The organism is Siminovitchia sp. FSL W7-1587 (assembly GCF_037963795.1).
GTDB classification, from domain to species: Bacteria; Bacillota; Bacilli; order Bacillales; family Bacillaceae_C; genus Siminovitchia; species Siminovitchia thermophila.
This window is the reverse complement of record NZ_CP150169.1, coordinates 1,990,632-2,007,190: the sequence shown is the minus strand read 5'-3', so window position 1 is coordinate 2,007,190 and position 16,559 is coordinate 1,990,632. Positions and strand designations below refer to the sequence as shown.

Genomic DNA, 16,559 nt, shown 5'->3' with positions numbered 1-16,559 from the left:
CGGGACAGAACCCTCTAAAAATGAATAAACCGCGTGAAAACAAGTTTAAAAAACCGGTGGTTACTTCTTGATTTCACGCGGTTTTATTCTCGCGATTTTTACGAATATCAATCAGCTTTTAACTTATGTTCCAGCCCCTTTGAATTTTACTCTAAATTGGACTTTTTAGACAGCCCTTACTAATGATTCGTATGTTTTTTAGGGTTTATGCTTCAATTGTTCCTGAGCCATCTTGATCATTTCTTTTACCATACTGCCTCCAATGGGGCCGCCTACCTTTCCGGCCTGCTCCGCCGTTAATTTTCCGTTGTAGCCTTTTTGAAGAGGGATCCCTTGTTCTTCGGCGACTTCGTACTTTACATGGTCGGGATTTTTCATGTCTACCGGATAACCTTTTTCCTTCATCACGCGTGCCTTCATTTTATCTAAAGCTTCCCGTGCTTCGGGAACCAAAATTTTATTTTTCCTTGCCATTTTTCATCCTCCTTTGTGAATAGTATTCCCAGAGGAGGAGAGTTCACGCATTTTTACGCAGTTGAATGGAACCTTTTATAATAAGTAGCAGAATGGCGATGATCAACAACAGACATCCTGTAAATAAAAAACCGCCGTTAGCCGTCAGTTGCAACATTCCGGTAATGCTCGATCCGGCAACAACGCCAATGGAAAAAAATGCATAAAAGTAGCCGTAAGCTTTTCCGCGGTTTTGATCTGTAGTCGATTCAATGAGCAGTGTGTTGATAGATGGAAATAAAAAGGCAAAGCCCGTTCCGTATAAAGCCATAAATAGATAAAGGACAGACAAGCTTTCACCCATGCTGATCAGCAGAAGGCTTACTCCCATCAAGGACATGCCAAAAACAAGCAAACGTATCGGCTTGATTTGATCGAATAGCCGGTTTGTCGGCGAAATAAAAATGAGAACAGCGATGATCCCGAAGGTGCTCAGAAGCATGCCGCTTGTTTTCGTGTCACTTCCAAGCTCCGCCACCTTTAGCGGAAGCATATAGGCTAGTACGCCTTGAGAGAACATCAGAAAAAAAGCTCCCGAAAATGCTTTTACAACGGCAGGAGTTTTAAACAGCTCGAGAACGGGGCGTTCCGTTTGTCTGACAGAAGATTTTGGAGTAATATTGGAAGTTCTTAAAAAAATGAACGCCAAGGCCCCCAAAACAAACATACAGGCTGCGGTTACAGTGAAGACGGTGACTTCGCTTGTCCGGCTTGCCAAAATCCCGCTGAAAGCCGGTCCGGTGATGGCGGCAACCCCAATAAATGCCCCTGAAATGGCGGCACGTTTGCCCTTTTTATTGTTTTCAGATGTATTCGCCATGAATGTAAATGCAGCCGGCATGATTAGTCCCGCTGTACATCCGTGAATAAAGCGCACAATAAGCAGGATATATGCATTCGCTGCCAGATGGTAAAGCAGCAATGAGCCGCCTGTCAACAGCAAGCCGGCCATTAAAAGCCGAAAAGGCCCCTTTTTATCCGTTAAAAAGCCCGAGGCGACATTCCCGATCATATTGGAAAGTGAATACATGCCGACGGCCAGTCCGGTTAGAAATGGCGTTGCTCCGACGGAACCTGCTAGTGGGGTAATGATCGGCAGTTGTGTAAATAAGTCGAAAAAAGAAAAAAAGATAATAGCATAAACGATCGCGCGCATAACGTGATTACTCCCTGAATGTTATTTACCCTCTATTCTCTCGTGTTCACTGCATTTAGGCAAAAGTTACGCATTCGAACATTATATCCACGTCTTAATGTCCATCGGGAATGAGCATATTTCCACGGTAAATATTTCTTGACGAAAGCCATGTGATACAGTGTTTCCGAGTGCTATAATAGATTTACAAGGTTTTTTTATGCAATGCTCGGTCGTCCGTAGGGCGAAATGTTATTTATTTTTTCTTTTTTTGGGGGGGATAGATTTTTTCCTCATTAAATGATGGTATGTTGAAGCGATGCCCCGAAAATGATTTTCCGGGGCTTCCTCTTGATGGCTGAAGGTGCAAATCTAAAATGAAGACTCATTTACGGGATTGCGCCATTTAGCATTAGATGAAAGGGAGGGATAAAAAATATGAAAGTGTCATTATTTATTACCTGTTTGGCGGATGTTTTTTACCCGGAAGTCGGAATGAATGTCGTAGAGGTGTTGGAACGGGAAGGATGCGAGGTTGATTTTCCGGAAGAGCAGACATGCTGTGGCCAGCCTGCATATAGCACCGGGTATGTGGAAGATGCCAAAGAAGCGATGAAGCAAATGATTCAGGCTTTTGCCGATTCCGAGTACGTTGTAACACCATCCGGCTCGTGCGCTTACATGTTCAAGGAATATCCTGACATTTTTAAGGGCGATCCCCATTGGGAACTTCAAGCAAAGGATTTGGCGAATAAGACGTATGAGTTCAGCCAATTTCTTGTAGAAGTGCTGAGAATGGAAGATGTTGGTGCTTCTTTTAAAGGACGGGCCACTTATCACAAATCGTGTCATATGACACGATTGCTCGGGGTAAGTGAGGCTCCTTTCACTTTGTTAAAAAATGTGGATGGGCTGGAGCTGTCATCTTTGCCCAGAAGTCAGGACTGTTGCGGGTTCGGTGGTACTTTTTCCGTGAAAATGGGTGATATCTCATCAGCAATGGTGGGTGAAAAAGTGGAGCACATCAAGGAAACGGGTGCAGATGTGCTCGTTGGCGGTGACTGCGGCTGTCTGATGAACATCGGTGGAAGGATTAAGCGGGAAGGCCTGCCAATCAAGGTGATGCATCTTGCTGAAATGTTGAATAGGAGGGGGGAGAAATAAATGGGAATAAAAATTGGCAATGCTGCGTTTGACAAACGAGCCGACGAAGCTCTTCATGATCCTGATGTGCAAAGGGCTGTGCCTCCTGCCCAGGAACGGCTGCAATCCGTCCGGTTGAAAGCAGTCGATGAACTGGGCGATTGGGAACAATGGCGGGATCTTGGTGAGAAAATCCGCTCGCATACGATAGAACATCTTGACTATTATTTACAAGAGCTAAGCGATAGTGTGGCGAAAAGAGGCGGTCATGTGTTTTTCGCCGAGACTGCCGAAGAAGCCAACAATTATATTGAACAGGTTGTCCGACAGAAGCAGGCAAGGAAAGTAGTAAAATCGAAGTCGATGGTGACGGAGGAAATCGGCTTGAATCCAGTTTTGGAAAAAGCGGGCTGCGAAGTGATCGAAACGGATCTTGGCGAATACATCATTCAACTGGATAACGATCATCCATCCCATTTTATAGGTCCGGCTCTTCATAAAACGAAAGAACAGGTTCGGGATATTTTTTCAAAAAAGCGGGGTTACTCAGGATCTGAAAAGCCGGAAGAGTTGACACGGTTTGCCCGGGAACAGCTTCGGAAGGAATTTTTATCAGCCGATGTCGGCATTACCGGCTGCAACTTCGCGATCGCCAATTCGGGAACGGTCGGTATTGTGACGAATGAGGGGAATGCGCGGCTTTCCACGACGGTGCCAAAGACGCAAATCACTGTCATGGGCATGGAGCGGCTCGTTCCAACGTGGGAAGATTTTGAGGTGATGGTTTCCTTGCTTTGCCGCAGTGCTGTTGGACAAAAGCTGTCCACATATGTAACAGCTTTGAGCGGACCAAAGATGGAAGGGGAAGCGGATGGGCCGGATGAATTCCATTTGGTGATCGTTGACAACGGGCGTTCACGGATTCTTGGAACAGAGTTCCAATCTGCTCTGCATTGCATCCGTTGTGCCGCCTGTGTCAATGTTTGTCCGGTTTATCGACATATTGGCGGGCATGCCTATGGCTCGATTTACCAGGGGCCGATTGGCGCAGTTTTAACGCCGCTTTTAGGAGGCTATGAGGAATACAAAGAGCTTCCTTACGCCTCATCTTTGTGTGCGGCCTGCACCGAAGTTTGCCCGGTTCGTATTCCGCTGCATGAATTGCTTTACAAACACCGGCAGCGGATCGTTCAAGACGGAGGCCATGCGCCAGCCGGCGAAAAGACAGCCATGAAAACATTCAGGAAAGTGACTTCATCTAGCCGATTTTATAGGGTTAGCACAAAGTCCGCGACGGTTTTCCGGGGCATCATTTCAGGCATGTCGAAAAAAGGGCCAAAGCCGATAAGGGGATGGACGCAATCGCGGGACCTTCCTTCAGTGGGGAAAAAGAGGTTCCGGGACTTGTACAAAGAACGAAACAAGGGGGCGGGCCAATGACAGAAAAGGGTAAAGCCATAAACACTGTTTTGCAACATGCAAATAAGCAAGGAGGTTCTGATCAGCCGGAATCGGAAATCAATACTTCCAGTTTGAGTTTGCATGATCAAGGCGTTGCAACTCATCCGCGGGCTGGGGCCACTGAAAAGTCTTCGGGCGGAGAGCTTTCGCAACCGCAAGGCAATATCGTCAATCGTGAAGGATTCCTTGATCGTTTGGCTGAAAGTTTTGGCAGAGCGCGTGTGAGGGAAAAGCCTGTCCGCCCTGATTGGGGACATAAGCCTAAGCCGCAATGGGAGGTTTTTTCCGGGTATTCACGTACCGAGCTGGTTGAAGTTTTGAAGGAGCAGTGTCTTTTGGTTCATACGGAAGTAATTGAAACAAATAAAGCCGGGTTGGGAGCCGCTTTAAAAGAGGCGATCGATCGAAGTGAAGCCAAAACGGTGGTTACCTGGGATGACCCCCGATTTGCTGAATTTGGTTTGGACGAGGTGTTAAACGGGGCAGACTACGAGGTGTTTGAATGGGATTCGAATGATCGGGATGCGGGCATCGCCGCGGCCGAGCGGGCCGATGTCGGAATCACCTTCAGCGATATGACGCTGGCTGAATCCGCCACAGTCGTTCTTTTCTCTGGTGAAGGCAAAGGCCGATCGGTGAGCCTCCTTCCGACAAATTATATTGCGGTTATTCCGAAAAGCACCATTGTCCCGCGGATCACCCAGGCCGCGGCTGAAATTGACAGAAGAATCGCGGCAGGAGAAACGATAGCTTCCTGTGTCAACTTCATTTCCGGACCGAGCAACTCCGCTGACATCGAAATGAGCCTCGTCGTCGGCGTGCACGGTCCAGTCAAAGCCACTTACATCATTATGGATGACGCCTAACCGTGGGCGGAAGGGGGGATTGGTATTGGAGCGTGCAGAGCCTTGGCTCTGTCACGCTCCAATACCCGCGGATAGAGAAAAATACCCGCGGATAGAGAAAAATACCCGCGGATAGAGAAAAATACCCGCGGATAGAGAAAAATACCCGCGGATAGAGAAAAATACCCGCGGATAGAGAAAAATACCCGCGGATAGAGAAAAATACCCGCGGATAGAGAAAAATACCCGCGGATAGAGAAAAATACCCGCGGATAGAGAAAAATACCCGCGGATAGAGAAAAATACCCGCGGATAGAGAAAAATACCCGCGGATAGAGAAAAATACCCGCGGATAGAGAAAAATACCCGCGGATAGAGAAAAATACCCGCGGATAGAGAAAAATACCCGCGGATAGAGAAAAATACCCGCGGATAGAGAAAAATACCCGCGGATAGAGAAAAATACCCGCGGATAGAGAAAAATACCCGCGGATAGAGAAAAATACCCGCGGATAGAGAAAAATACCCGCGGATAGAGAAAAATACCCGCGGATAGAGAAAAATACCCGCGGATAGAGAGAAAAATACCCGCGGATAGAGAAAAATACCCGCGGATAGAGAAAAATACCCGCGGATAGAGAAAAATACCCGCGGATAGAGAAAAATACCCGCGGATAGAGAAAAATACCCGCGGATAGAGAAAAATACCCGCGGATAGAGAAAAATACCCGCGGATAGAGAAAAATACCCGCGGATAGAAAAAAATACCCGCGGATAGAAAAAAACAACAAGTGTTATTTAAAGTCCATTCTATATGAGCGATTTTTATAAGTTCCTCTTGATGTCAAGCCCATGCTCTTCATCATTCTGTATGCCGTATCTGAATCCACGTGCAGAAAATCGCGGCAATCCCTGTTGGTCATTTCTCTTCCAATTAATAAAAACCATTCTCTGATCGCCTGTTCGTGCGCCTTAGGATCACAGCGTCCGCATTTTTCACAGCGCCAACTTCTTTTGATTTTGACCATTCCAATCATTCCACAGTCAACACAGATTACACCGGTACGAATGGCGCTCCTAGGAATATTATACATTTCGCAGACGGGCCTAGGAATATGTTGAATGCGGCTGCTCAAAAGAGCTTCAGTTAACCATTTGAAAGTTTTTTGATCAAGCATGGTTTTCTCACGGGGGAGGCTTCGCAGGAATGAGGGAACTAAACTGGGGAACAGCACTTTCGTTTTTGACGGGGCTTTTTCAACAATTTGCTTTGGATATGCTAAAACAACCACACGGTAAAGCGGTATTTGAATTCCGCGATCGCTAAGCCAGAGGTCAAGCAGTTCGCCGTTGCGTTCAACTTGTGCGGCAGGGCTTTCAAATCCATCTACCTCGCCTGTTTCACGTGTTCGGATTAGCTGAGGAGGCGTCTCAATGAACTTCAAGCGCCCACTTATATTTTTCACTTCGAAAATAACAGCATAATAGGGAGTAAGAAACAAAGAGTCGATTTGAAAAAGGCTGCATGATTCCAAGGAGAGGTCGTGAATAATGTGGTGAGCAAACGAAAAAGTTTGCTTTCGAAGAACTTCGGCCAACTTTTCTTCTCCAGAGAGGCCGGCTTTCAAGATAACCTCTTTTGTTTCAAGCAAAGGATATATCTTATGGTCAGGATGCAGCCGCTTTAGGGTAAAGCGAATGCCTTTCAATAAAAGCGGTTCTTCCCTGTTTTGGACGATTATGGGTTTCCACCTCCATTCGCTAGTCCTTATCAGAATCGTACCATAATAAGAAAACGCGTACCACATGAGGTAGGGCTTTACAAAAGCAAAATCTGTCAGTTGAAATACTCGAAAAAGTTTATTCTTCGTGGGAGGTTTACGCCGCCGATGCTTCAAGGGCGAAAAAAGACAACCCTGCGGAACAATAGATACGGCTTCATTAGTGTAACGGCTTACATGAAAAAATAAATATTTTCAGTATAATAGAAGAAAAAGATGGAGCTCCAAAGATGGGCAGCTCTACCAAAAAAACGGGAGGAAACATGAATGGAAATAAAGAATATTGCACCAGAATTGGTATTTAACGAAAAAAAGTTTACCCGGAAAAATCTTTTTCAAAAAGGAAAAAGCACGGTCTTTTTGCTGAACTTGTTGCCTGGCCAGTCTATTCCGCCCCACCCTCATCCCCAATCCAACGTATTTTTATCCGTTATTCAAGGGGAAGGCACATGTACAATCGACAAAAGAAGCTTCCCAATCACAACACATGATGTCATTCACTGTGAAGATCAAGAAATGCTGTCGATCGAAAATACAAGCGATGGTCCTCTTAGTGTATATGTTGTTATGGCGAAGGAGTAAGCACACCCCGTGATGGACATAGGCGCAAAAACGTCTATAGGGTAATGGATTCCCTGATTTATGCGATTATCAGTCTTGTCAACTCCGAAACAATTATAATAGTATAATCGTGCGTAAGATTTCCACTCGGCTCACATTATTATAATAGCCATGTAAAACAACGAACACGGGTTTATCCCCTTATCAATTAGTATGAAACTTTTTTCCGTCCTTTTCGTATTAGAGAGTATGAAAGGGTGATGACCTATAGAACCTCTCTTGGCAATAGAAAACCTTGGTAAAACGTTTAAGCAAAATCGTGTTATCCAAAATATTTCCTTCGAGGTACATAAAGGTGAAATTATGGCGGTTTTGGGCCCTAATGGCGCGGGGAAATCTACGACGATCCGGAACATAATGGGGATTTTGTATCCGGATGAGGGCACGGTCAAGTTTCGTGATTATCCAGCGGGAGAAATTCCCCGGCATACGATCGGCTACCTTCCTGAAGAACGTGGCCTTTACAAAAATGTGAAGGTTATGGACATGATTTTATATTTAGCGGAATTGAAAGATTATCCGCTGAAAAGAGCGAGGGAACGAGCTTTACAATATCTGGAAAAATTCGGGCTGCAAGGTAAAGAAAAAGTTCCTGTTGAAGAGTTGTCCAAAGGGATGGGGCAAAAAGTCCAGTTCATCGGATCGATTATTCATGAGCCTGACTTGCTTATACTGGATGAGCCGTTTTCTGGACTTGATCCCGTTAGCCAGGAAGTTTTTAAACAGGAAATTAAGGAGCAGGCAAGAAAGGGTACGGCGATTCTCCTATCATCACACCAAATGAATATGGTTGAAGAGGTATGTGATCGGTTATTCATGATCCACCGCGGGCGAAAAGTCATATACGGGCCGATTGAAGATGTCAAAAATCAATACGCCAATTTCAAATGTACGATCCGCGGCCATAACGAACCTGCACGACTTGGCAGAATTCCTGACGTACAACGCGTTGAAACAAACGGAGACGTGTCTGTCTTGTATTTAACCCGAGATGTACATATCCCTGGCTGGATCAAACATCTTCCCGAAGAGCTTCATATACAAGAGCTGTCCATTGATCGAGTCTCTCTCCATGAAATTTTTATTGATATTGCAACCGATAATCATACTTTGTCAAGCAGTGGAGAAGGAGGCGGAGTCGGTGCGTAACAGCTGGAAAGTAGCCAAATGGGAAATTAAAAGAAATATGAAAAACAAATCATTTGTCATATCCTTATTATTGACCCCACTTTTATTTGCTTTTTTCTTTTTTGTTCCTTCCTTATTTAATGATCATGATGGCGATGATGCGGCGGAAAATACGGTTAAAGTGTACGTACACGATGAATTGAACGTATTTACTCAAATCAAGGAGGCGGCATCTGCGCAAGAACTTAAGCATTGGCACCTGATAAAAACGGCAAAAGATGAAGAGACGATCAGAAAGCAAATCGCGAAATCGGATGAACAAGCAGTGTTCATTCCTTTGACAGAACAAGCCTTGGCTCAAGCACATGTTCCCGTTTACCTAAACGATCAAGTGTATGAGGAGTTTATATACGAGGTATCCGTGATCGAAAATGTTCTTCGCCAACTGCAAATCGAAAAGCTTGACTTGACGGAGGAGCAAAAAACGGTTGTCTCGCAGGGGATCACATTGGAACCGGTCACTGAAAAGATATCGGCTGAAGAGACACCAGCCAATGAAAGTGCCGCTGGCGCCGATCCGCTTAAACGAATTATACCGGGCATCTTCTCCGGCATAATTTTGTTTTCCATTGTGATGACCGGCATGATGATTTTTACTTCAGCCTCTCAGGAGAAGAAGGAAAAGGTCGCGGAAATCATCTTATCCTCAGTAACACCAGGGGATTTAATGCAAGGAAAAATTATCGGTTATTTTGTGTTGGGTATTACACAAGTTACTGTGTGGATTGCCTTTGCCATCCCGCTCGTTATTTGGAAAATCGATATCCCTCTTTTTAAATATTTGCTCGTACCTGAACTGCCGCTTTTGTTATTTATCGCAGTGGCGGGCTACTTACTATTCGCAGCCATTTTTGTCGGTATTGGGGCTACGGTTGAAGATATGACGGCGACTAGCAATTTTCAGGGAATGGTCATGATGCTGCCATTTTTGCCGCTCATTTTTATCGGTCCCATTTTGAGCGATCCAAGTGGAACGATGGCTATGATCGGTTCGTTTATACCGTTTACAGCACCCGGTGTCTTGCTGATACGATTATCACTGTTGGAAACATGGCCCTGGATGGAAATTATCCTTGCTCTCATCATACTTACCGCCAGCATTTGGCTCATGATGAAGCTGGCAGGAAAAGTTTTTAAAGTTGGCATTTTAATGTATGGGAAAAATGCAACACCGAAAGAAATTTGGAAATGGATACGAACATAAAAAATTGCTGCGGAAATACCTGTTATTGATGGCTGAAATAGAGGAAGAGTTTTCGGTTATGAATAAAAAGACAGAAGCAAATGTCTTTGCACATTTGCTTCTTTTACGTTGATATATCAGTTATAATAAAATATATCAAGCCTTCATTTAGGAGGGATTCCCACTTGAAAGTTATCGGAAATTTACTGCTTATCGCAGGAGTTGTGCTGTTGGCGGTTTTTGGTTACCAACTATTTCAGCACAATCAATCACAAAAGGAATCTTTGGTTGAAGCAAAAGAGAGAATTCAAAATTCCCCGGAAGATACGGATCAAGCATTGAGAGACTTTAAAGCGAAGTATGGTGAAGCTTTTGCCACATTGGAGATACCTAAGCTGGGAAAAACGTTGCCGGTAGTTGAAGGGACAGACCCTGACGCTTTGGAAAAAGGAGTGGGCCATTTATCGGAGTCCGTCTATCCTGGGCAAGGGGAACAAATCCTTTTATCAGGGCATCGTGACACTGTCTTTCGCAAATTTGGGGAAATAGAAATTGGAGATCGGTTTGTTTTGACGATGCCATACGGCTCCTACACGTATGAAATCCGGGAAACGGAAATCGTTCCGGAAGATGACACGACCGTCATACGAGAAATGGGGGAAGAGGTGCTCGTCGTAACGACCTGTTATCCATTTAGCTACATAGGGGATGCGCCAGATCGGTTTGTAACATACGCTTACCCAGTTAAATGATGTCATAGCTATTCGAACGACGGGTGCTGTCAAGAAGCTGTACAACCTTGTTAAAGATAAAAAAGTTTGATTCACTAAGGAAAAAACTAGGTGGCATATTAAACAATATGTCACTTATTTTTATTGAATTGTAAGACGAAGGAATATTTTAATGACACGCCTAAAACGCAAAATGATTAATCGCTCACAGTAAGGAATGACAAATATGCAGTGTTTGTGTGCTCGGTCGCATCACAAACTCGGAATACCCAAAAGGCATGGGCCGCGATTCAATAACGGGTCCATGCCTAATTTGGCGCCCCAAAAAATATGTGGCTATTTCAATATTGATTTGAGGCGTTCTGTTTATTTATTTTGATCCGCATAGACAGCCATGGCATCACGCATGAATTTTGCCAGTCCGTCGCCAAATTGGTCAATGTTTTTTGTGAAGCGTTCATCGGCGACATACATTTCTCCCAAGCCCCTAAACGCTTCCAGCGAATAACTTCCCGCATTCCTGTTCAAAAAGGTAAACCATTCAGCGATCGCAGCCTGCGCCTCTTTTGATTCAGGCGAGCCGTCTTTCAAGTGCGCAAGCTTTCGGTAAATTTCATTCATCTCCTCGCTCATTTGCATTCGCTCCTCATTTGACATCTCGTTTAACATTGCATTTGATTGATCGACGGCTTTGTTACCCCATCGCCGGCGTGCTTCTTGCTCGTATGGATTTTGGCTGAAGTCAAAGCCTGCAAATTTCTCTTTATTGGACATTTCAATCTCTCCTTGCTCGTGTTTGATGGTCTTTTCGATCAAACCGATCATTCTGTCAAGGCGCTCCCGCTCTTCCAACAAGCATTTTTTCTGAAGTTGAAGGGCTTCGCACTTGTCGAAGGAAGGACTATGGATGATTTCCTTTATTTTTTTCAAAGAAAAGCCGAGTTCTTTAAAAAACAAGATTTGTTGAAGCTTCCCCAGATCTTCATCGGAATATAGCCGATAACCGGCCTCCGTTTTTTGAGAAGGCGCCAATAAACCAATTGCATCATAATGATGAAGCGTTCGTACGCTGATTCTAGCTAGTTCTGCAACTTCTTTTACCTTCATTTCCAAAAGGACCTCCCTTCAAGCAAAATATAAAGGATCACGCAACGTGAGAGTCAATACTTTTTTAAAAAATTGTGTCCAGTTTAAAACGAGTGGGGGATCAACTGCCAGTAAAAGTCCGACTCGTCGGGGCGACAGGACATGAAAAACTTCGGAAACGGTTTTTTAGGATGTCGACACAAAGGCCTGCGCGGTACAGGACAGAATATAGGCAAGTGAAGCGACAGGACCAGGAAAAGCTGCGATCGCATCGTCGGTTGACGAAGACAGCAGTAAAAGCATCGATCGTATTGTTGGTTGACGACAACAGCAGTAAAAGCATTAATCGCATCGTCAGTTCACGAAGACAGCAGTAAAAGCATTGATCGCATCGTCAGTTCACGAAGACAGCAGTAAAAGCATCGATCGCATCGTTAAATCACGAGGAAACCGGAAAAGTTTCAATCGCATTGTCGTTCAGCGTATGGTGTTTCGAGGATGTCGCTGCCTGAGCTGATCTTAAGGCTCGGGGGGACGGAGGTTCTCAGCCACCATAACTGGTTAACCTCGCTTCACTTTATCTATAAAAAGGAAGCCAAGCTTCATGAAGCCGTTCGATTCCTTCTTGTATTTCCTCGATCGACAACCCGCCAAATCCAAGGAGAATAAGTGGGGTTTCTTCTTTTTGCTTATACATCCAATTATTCGTTGTGCTGTAGACTTGGACACCGGATGTTTTAGCAATATGAACTAATTCATCAGCCGTTTTATCGCTGTTTACTTTTATGACAACATGGAGTCCGGCATTTTGGCCTGTCACTTGTACGGAATCGTTCATCACATGGTGAACCGTTTGCAGCAGGATGTCGTGCTTTTTTTGGTAAATTTTTTTCATTCTGCGAAGATGGCGTTCCCACTCTCCGCTTTCCATGAATAATTGCAATGTTTTTTGGTGTAGTCTGGAAACGGTTTGGTCGTAGCCTTGATAACTGTGCTGATACAAGGCCAGCAACCGTTCGGGCAGAACGGCATAACTCATTCGAACGGCAGGCATCAGCGACTTGGAAAATGTGCCCACATAAACGACATTGCCGTTTACATCCAGACCTTGCAATGAAGGAATCGGTTTTCCATGGTAGCGAAATTCGCCATCATAGTCATCTTCAATAATTAAACCGCCATTTTCCTCCGCCCATTTTAACAACTTCATCCGCTTGGCAACCGGCATCACCATGCCGAGCGGAAACTGATGGGATGGTGTAATATACACAACTTTTGCGCCGCTTTTGTGTAATTCATCCACGTTTAATCCATCTTCTTCCAGAGGTATCGGAATGACTTGAAAACCCAACAGTTGAAAAACATGGCGCACGCCTTCATATCCCGGCTCTTCCATGGCTATTTTTTGTTCTTCATGTCCGATCAGATGGCATAACAATCTGGCAAGCGTTTGGGTACCCGCACCAAGCACAAGTTGATCGGCAAAACAATTTACGGCTCGCGATTGGCGGAGGTAACTGCTGAGGGCAATCCGAAGTTCGAGTTCCCCTTGGCGATCCCCATAAAAAAGGAGTTCTTTCGGATCGGAAAGCATCGTTTGATTGAGGGATGTTTTCCACTTTTGAAAAGGAAAATGATCAACATCGATATGGGACATATAAAAGTCATAAACAATTTCGGTTTCCTCAGAAGGGAAAGGAATCGGTTGTTCCGATGAACCGAATATGTGCGAGAAGGGCCGGCTTTCCATTTCCACAACGTAAAATCCGCTCCGCTCTTTACTTTCTATATAACCTTCTGCGAGGAGCTGTTGATAGGCCCATTGAATCGTTGTTTTGCTGATATGAAGATCGCCCGCAAGCTGTCGAATCGATGGCAGGCGTTTAAACGAAGGGATTCTTCCCGACCGTATTTCTTCTTTAAAATATTGATAAAGCTGGATATATAACGGCTCTTTTAAGTGCTTGTCCAATTTGGGGATGATATTCATGCTCATTCTCTCCCATCTGTACTGGTCAAATGATATGGTTCTGTATCTTTTTTAGTAGTCAGTTTTCTTTATAATAAACGAAAGCACTAAATTTTTATATATGCGGGAGGGATTTTACATGACCATTGAAGTGAGGCCGGCAGAACAAAAGGACAGAGAGCAAATGAATGTATTGATGTACGAGTATATTGTGGACTTTTATAAAAGGGAAAAGCCGCCTGTTAAAAAAGTGGACCACATTTTTGACTTATTGCTTCAAAAAGAAGAAGGGATTCAGTTTGTGGCTGATAGTGAGGGAGAATTGCTTGGGTTTGCAACATTGTACTTTACATACAGTACAACGAAGGCTGATCGAATCACAGTTATGAATGACCTTTATGTCGTCGAGAAAGCCAGGGGCGAAGGTGTCGCCCAAAAGTTATTTAAAGCATGTGAACATTATTCGAAAAGCAATGGTTATGTCCATATGTCTTGGGTGACAGCTACTGATAATGATCGTGCTAAGCGTTTTTATGAAAAAATGGGTGGCGTACGTGGCGACTGGATCAATTATACGATTTAATATATTCATGCCTGTCGGTTTTTAAGGACAACGACAGGCTTTTTATCATGGTCTTCGGTTCCAAGGTTCAACCGTGCCCACGATGTGAAGGAGCTTGTCATGACGAATGGCTTCAATGACACCGTTTGCAATCTCCTCATGTGTCAACCATCTGGAATTGCCATTTTCGATGACAAAGCCCAGCTGGATTTGCCGGTACAGGCAGCCAACGGGTATTTTTACACTCTTGACCGCTTCTTCCAAGTTTGTGCTGCTGCTGACGACATGATACAGCTTCCTGTTTTTCCCGCCCGCTTTTGAAGCTTCTTCAGCAATGATACCCAAAGCGTTTCTTCCTGTTGAGTGAATCCAGGCGATGATAAGTTGCAGTGGCCCGTTTTGTTTGATCGTACGTTGTATTTCTTTTCGCAGCCGATTTTCATCCGAATAATCAATGAACAAAGGGGTGATCGAAAAAGGCGATGACGCTCTGGATATAAGTATATTCATTCGATTTTCGTTTCGGGCGATCACCGAGACATGATAACGCTTTTCTGCCAGCCAAAGAGAAACCCCCGCCAGCATGCCTGTCCCGCCAACAACCAAAGCATGTTTCAATGGAATCACCTCCAAAAAATATACTCAGAAATAAAAACATATGTTCCCATTCCGGGGAAAAATGTTATAATAAATATACAATAGTACAGGTTTCTCAAGGGCGGTCGGCACACGCTTCTCAGTTTTTATGAGGGGAGGTGGTGCCAATATGACAATATATGAATCCATATCAACAATGATTGCGTTTGCGGTGTTGGTTGTGGCGATTTTGTCAATAAAAAAAGACTAAAGCCGCCCTTGAGATGGCCCTCTCCGGCGGCTTTGACATAACTGCGCCGATCCCCAAGGGACCGTGCTATTGCGCTAATCGTTTCGGTGTTCGCAGCACCGGAACGATTTATATATATTTGTTTTCTTCTCTCATTATACCCCAATATCTCAGTTGTGAAAATACCTCATTGACTTGAAAGCCCAATTATTTGGGACTTTTTTCTTAATATGTCAAACGAAAAAGTGATCATAAGCGGATTAAGAATAGTGTCCACTCGGAAAGGCGGCCAGAACGAAAGATCACTTGCGCTTGGTTCCTTTTATCTCGCATTCCACCTTAAAGAGTTTAGATGGAAAATCCCGATTTGTTACATAATACTGATCGCCGTTTTATTTATCATTGAATAAATTAAACAGTCCGCCGATTCCACCTTCATCACTTGAACCGCCTTTTGCCGGCATTGCGGCAAACACACGGCTCGCCAGCCTGCTGAAAGGCAAAGATTGAATCCATACGGTACCCGGACCGCGCAATGTGGCAAAAAAGAGCCCCTCTCCGCCAAACAAGGCTGTTTTGATTCCGCGGACAAATTCCACATTATAATCGATTCCGCTCGTCATGGCCACAAGACAGCCTGTATCAATGCGAAGCACTTCACCCGGTTCCAACGTTTTTTGATGGATCGTGCCTCCGGCATGGACGAACGCCATTCCGTCTCCTTCCAGTTTCTGCATGATGAATCCTTCACCACCAAAAAACCCTGTCCCAATTTTTCTTTGAAATTCAATCCCGACCGCTACTCCTTTTGCGGCGGCTAAAAAAGCATCCTTTTGGCAAATCATTTTTCCTCCGTGCTCACTTAAGTCCATCGGAATGATTTTCCCCGGATACGGAGAAGCGAAAGAAACGTGCTTTTTACCGTTTCTACTGTTCGTAAACGTCGTCATAAACAGACTTTCTCCCGTAAGCACCCGTTTTCCTGCACCGATCAATTTTCCCATTAGGCCGCTACTTTGATTCGACCCGTCTCCAAAAACCGTTTCCATGTCAATCCCATCATCCATCATCATGAGACTTCCGGCCTCTGCTATGACTGTTTCTCCTGGATCCAGTTCAACTTCTACAAATTGCATGTCATCTCCGTATATTTTGTAATCAATTTCATGGTTGTTCATGTATGTACACCATCCTTTTGAATTTAGTACGATTGAACGAATAATTTGGTTTCAACTTGTTTTAAAATATTACTTTACACCCTAAGGAGGATGTAAATGGGGAATAATATTCCGATCAAAGCGATCTCATTCGCGGACATATCGACGCGATGATTCTGAACATTTTATGGGAAGGCGACAGCTATGATATGAAATGCTCAAAACAATTTTCGAAAAAAGCGGCGGTAAATTCGAATGAAAAGAGCCTTCGATTTATATGAACTTAAAGAGACTGGAAAAACAAAAAATGATTCTTGTCTATTGGGGAAATAAGAGCCAGGGCGGAAGGCGGATATAT

The 16,559-nt window shown here is 44.4% G+C and carries 17 protein-coding genes; 9 read left to right on the top strand and 8 right to left on the bottom strand.

The features are described 5' to 3' along the window. Window positions 1–198: 198 nt before the first annotated feature. Together NST31_RS09270 and NST31_RS09265 are read right to left on the bottom strand one after the other, a co-directional pair. Window positions 199–474 carry an alpha/beta-type small acid-soluble spore protein gene (locus NST31_RS09270; RefSeq protein WP_339165210.1) on the bottom strand — a complete coding sequence of 92 codons (276 nt, stop codon included), beginning with the start codon at window positions 472–474 and terminating at the stop codon, window positions 199–201. Window positions 475–517: 43 nt separating this feature from the next. Further along, window positions 518–1,669, bottom strand: a complete 1,152-nt coding sequence (locus tag NST31_RS09265; RefSeq protein WP_339165208.1) for an MFS transporter — start codon at window positions 1,667–1,669, stop codon at window positions 518–520. Window positions 1,670–2,086: 417 nt separating this feature from the next. On the opposite strand from NST31_RS09265, the gene NST31_RS09260 reads away from it, so the two are divergent. From NST31_RS09260 to NST31_RS09250, 3 genes are read left to right on the top strand one after another with little or no spacing between them, the layout of a single operon-like run. Further along, a complete protein-coding gene (locus NST31_RS09260) occupies window positions 2,087–2,812 on the top strand; it encodes a (Fe-S)-binding protein (RefSeq protein WP_339165207.1) in 726 nt (241 codons plus the stop codon). Continuing rightward, the gene (locus NST31_RS09255; RefSeq protein WP_339165205.1) at window positions 2,813–4,231 is read left to right on the top strand and encodes a LutB/LldF family L-lactate oxidation iron-sulfur protein; all 1,419 of its coding nucleotides are present in this window, start codon (window positions 2,813–2,815) and stop codon (window positions 4,229–4,231) included. Continuing rightward, window positions 4,228–5,118 (top strand): lactate utilization protein C, encoded by an 891-nt coding sequence (locus tag NST31_RS09250; protein ID WP_339165203.1) that lies wholly within the window; start codon window positions 4,228–4,230, stop codon window positions 5,116–5,118. The genes NST31_RS09255 and NST31_RS09250 overlap by 4 nt, the downstream gene beginning before the upstream one ends. Here the strand turns inward: NST31_RS09250 and NST31_RS09245 are convergent. Both NST31_RS09245 and NST31_RS09240 read right to left on the bottom strand, forming a co-directional pair. After that, on the bottom strand, window positions 5,115–5,888 hold the full coding sequence (locus NST31_RS09245; RefSeq protein ID WP_339165201.1) for a hypothetical protein: 774 nt from the start codon (window positions 5,886–5,888) through the stop codon (window positions 5,115–5,117). The two genes, NST31_RS09250 and NST31_RS09245, sit on opposite strands and share 4 nt — an antisense overlap. A gap of 3 nt (window positions 5,889–5,891) precedes the next feature. After that, window positions 5,892–6,749 carry a nuclease-related domain-containing protein gene (locus tag NST31_RS09240; RefSeq protein ID WP_339165200.1) on the bottom strand — a complete coding sequence of 286 codons (858 nt, stop codon included), beginning with the start codon at window positions 6,747–6,749 and terminating at the stop codon, window positions 5,892–5,894. 396 nt (window positions 6,750–7,145) lie between these two features. On the opposite strand from NST31_RS09240, the gene NST31_RS09235 reads away from it, so the two are divergent. The 4 genes from NST31_RS09235 (at window position 7,146) to NST31_RS09220 (ending at window position 10,622) form a co-directional block, all read left to right on the top strand. Next, complete coding sequence (locus tag NST31_RS09235) at window positions 7,146–7,460, top strand: cupin domain-containing protein (protein WP_339165199.1); 315 nt, start codon at window positions 7,146–7,148, stop codon at window positions 7,458–7,460. 246 nt (window positions 7,461–7,706) lie between these two features. Next, on the top strand, window positions 7,707–8,648 hold the full coding sequence (locus NST31_RS09230; protein WP_339165511.1) for an ATP-binding cassette domain-containing protein: 942 nt from the start codon (window positions 7,707–7,709) through the stop codon (window positions 8,646–8,648). Continuing rightward, window positions 8,641–9,891: an ABC transporter permease gene (locus NST31_RS09225; RefSeq protein WP_339165197.1), complete on the top strand. Its 1,251-nt coding sequence runs from the start codon at window positions 8,641–8,643 to the stop codon at window positions 9,889–9,891. The genes NST31_RS09230 and NST31_RS09225 overlap by 8 nt, the downstream gene beginning before the upstream one ends. Before the next feature lie 164 nt (window positions 9,892–10,055). Then, a complete protein-coding gene (locus tag NST31_RS09220) occupies window positions 10,056–10,622 on the top strand; it encodes a class D sortase (RefSeq protein WP_339165196.1) in 567 nt (188 codons plus the stop codon). Between the two features lie 345 nt (window positions 10,623–10,967). On the opposite strand, the gene NST31_RS09215 is transcribed toward NST31_RS09220, so the two are convergent. Further along, the gene (locus NST31_RS09215; RefSeq protein WP_339165195.1) at window positions 10,968–11,714 is read right to left on the bottom strand and encodes a MerR family transcriptional regulator; all 747 of its coding nucleotides are present in this window, start codon (window positions 11,712–11,714) and stop codon (window positions 10,968–10,970) included. 209 nt (window positions 11,715–11,923) lie between these two features. On the opposite strand from NST31_RS09215, the gene NST31_RS09210 reads away from it, so the two are divergent. After that, window positions 11,924–12,064, top strand: coding sequence for a hypothetical protein (locus NST31_RS09210; RefSeq protein WP_339165194.1), 141 nt, complete (start codon window positions 11,924–11,926; stop codon window positions 12,062–12,064). A 200-nt stretch (window positions 12,065–12,264) separates the two neighbouring features. Here NST31_RS09210 and NST31_RS09205 read toward each other — a convergent pair whose 3' ends face one another. Continuing rightward, the gene (locus NST31_RS09205; RefSeq protein ID WP_339165193.1) at window positions 12,265–13,677 is read right to left on the bottom strand and encodes a PLP-dependent aminotransferase family protein; all 1,413 of its coding nucleotides are present in this window, start codon (window positions 13,675–13,677) and stop codon (window positions 12,265–12,267) included. Window positions 13,678–13,795: 118 nt separating this feature from the next. Between NST31_RS09205 and NST31_RS09200 the strand changes: the two genes are divergently transcribed. Next, a complete protein-coding gene (locus NST31_RS09200) occupies window positions 13,796–14,239 on the top strand; it encodes a GNAT family N-acetyltransferase (RefSeq protein WP_339165192.1) in 444 nt (147 codons plus the stop codon). A gap of 45 nt (window positions 14,240–14,284) precedes the next feature. Here NST31_RS09200 and NST31_RS09195 read toward each other — a convergent pair whose 3' ends face one another. Together NST31_RS09195 and NST31_RS09190 are read right to left on the bottom strand one after the other, a co-directional pair. Then, window positions 14,285–14,845, bottom strand: a complete 561-nt coding sequence (locus tag NST31_RS09195; RefSeq protein ID WP_339165509.1) for a short-chain dehydrogenase — start codon at window positions 14,843–14,845, stop codon at window positions 14,285–14,287. A gap of 591 nt (window positions 14,846–15,436) precedes the next feature. Beyond that, window positions 15,437–16,222, bottom strand: a complete 786-nt coding sequence (locus NST31_RS09190) for a TIGR00266 family protein (RefSeq protein ID WP_339165191.1) — start codon at window positions 16,220–16,222, stop codon at window positions 15,437–15,439. Between the last annotated feature and the right edge of the window lie 337 nt (window positions 16,223–16,559).

Excerpts from the sequence above, each read along its gene's own strand:
- NST31_RS09270 (WP_339165210.1), bottom strand. The coding sequence starts at position 474 with ATGGCAAGGAAAAATAAAATTTTGGTTCCCGAAGCACGGGAAGCTTTA.
- NST31_RS09265 (WP_339165208.1), bottom strand. The coding sequence starts at position 1,669 with ATGCGCGCGATCGTTTATGCTATTATCTTTTTTTCTTTTTTCGACTTA.
- NST31_RS09260 (WP_339165207.1), top strand. The coding sequence starts at position 2,087 with ATGAAAGTGTCATTATTTATTACCTGTTTGGCGGATGTTTTTTACCCG.
- NST31_RS09255 (WP_339165205.1), top strand. The coding sequence starts at position 2,813 with ATGGGAATAAAAATTGGCAATGCTGCGTTTGACAAACGAGCCGACGAA.
- NST31_RS09250 (WP_339165203.1), top strand. The coding sequence starts at position 4,228 with ATGACAGAAAAGGGTAAAGCCATAAACACTGTTTTGCAACATGCAAAT.
- NST31_RS09235 (WP_339165199.1), top strand. The coding sequence starts at position 7,146 with ATGGAAATAAAGAATATTGCACCAGAATTGGTATTTAACGAAAAAAAG.
- NST31_RS09205 (WP_339165193.1), bottom strand. The coding sequence starts at position 13,677 with ATGAATATCATCCCCAAATTGGACAAGCACTTAAAAGAGCCGTTATAT.
- NST31_RS09200 (WP_339165192.1), top strand. The coding sequence starts at position 13,796 with ATGACCATTGAAGTGAGGCCGGCAGAACAAAAGGACAGAGAGCAAATG.
- NST31_RS09190 (WP_339165191.1), bottom strand. The coding sequence starts at position 16,222 with ATGAACAACCATGAAATTGATTACAAAATATACGGAGATGACATGCAA.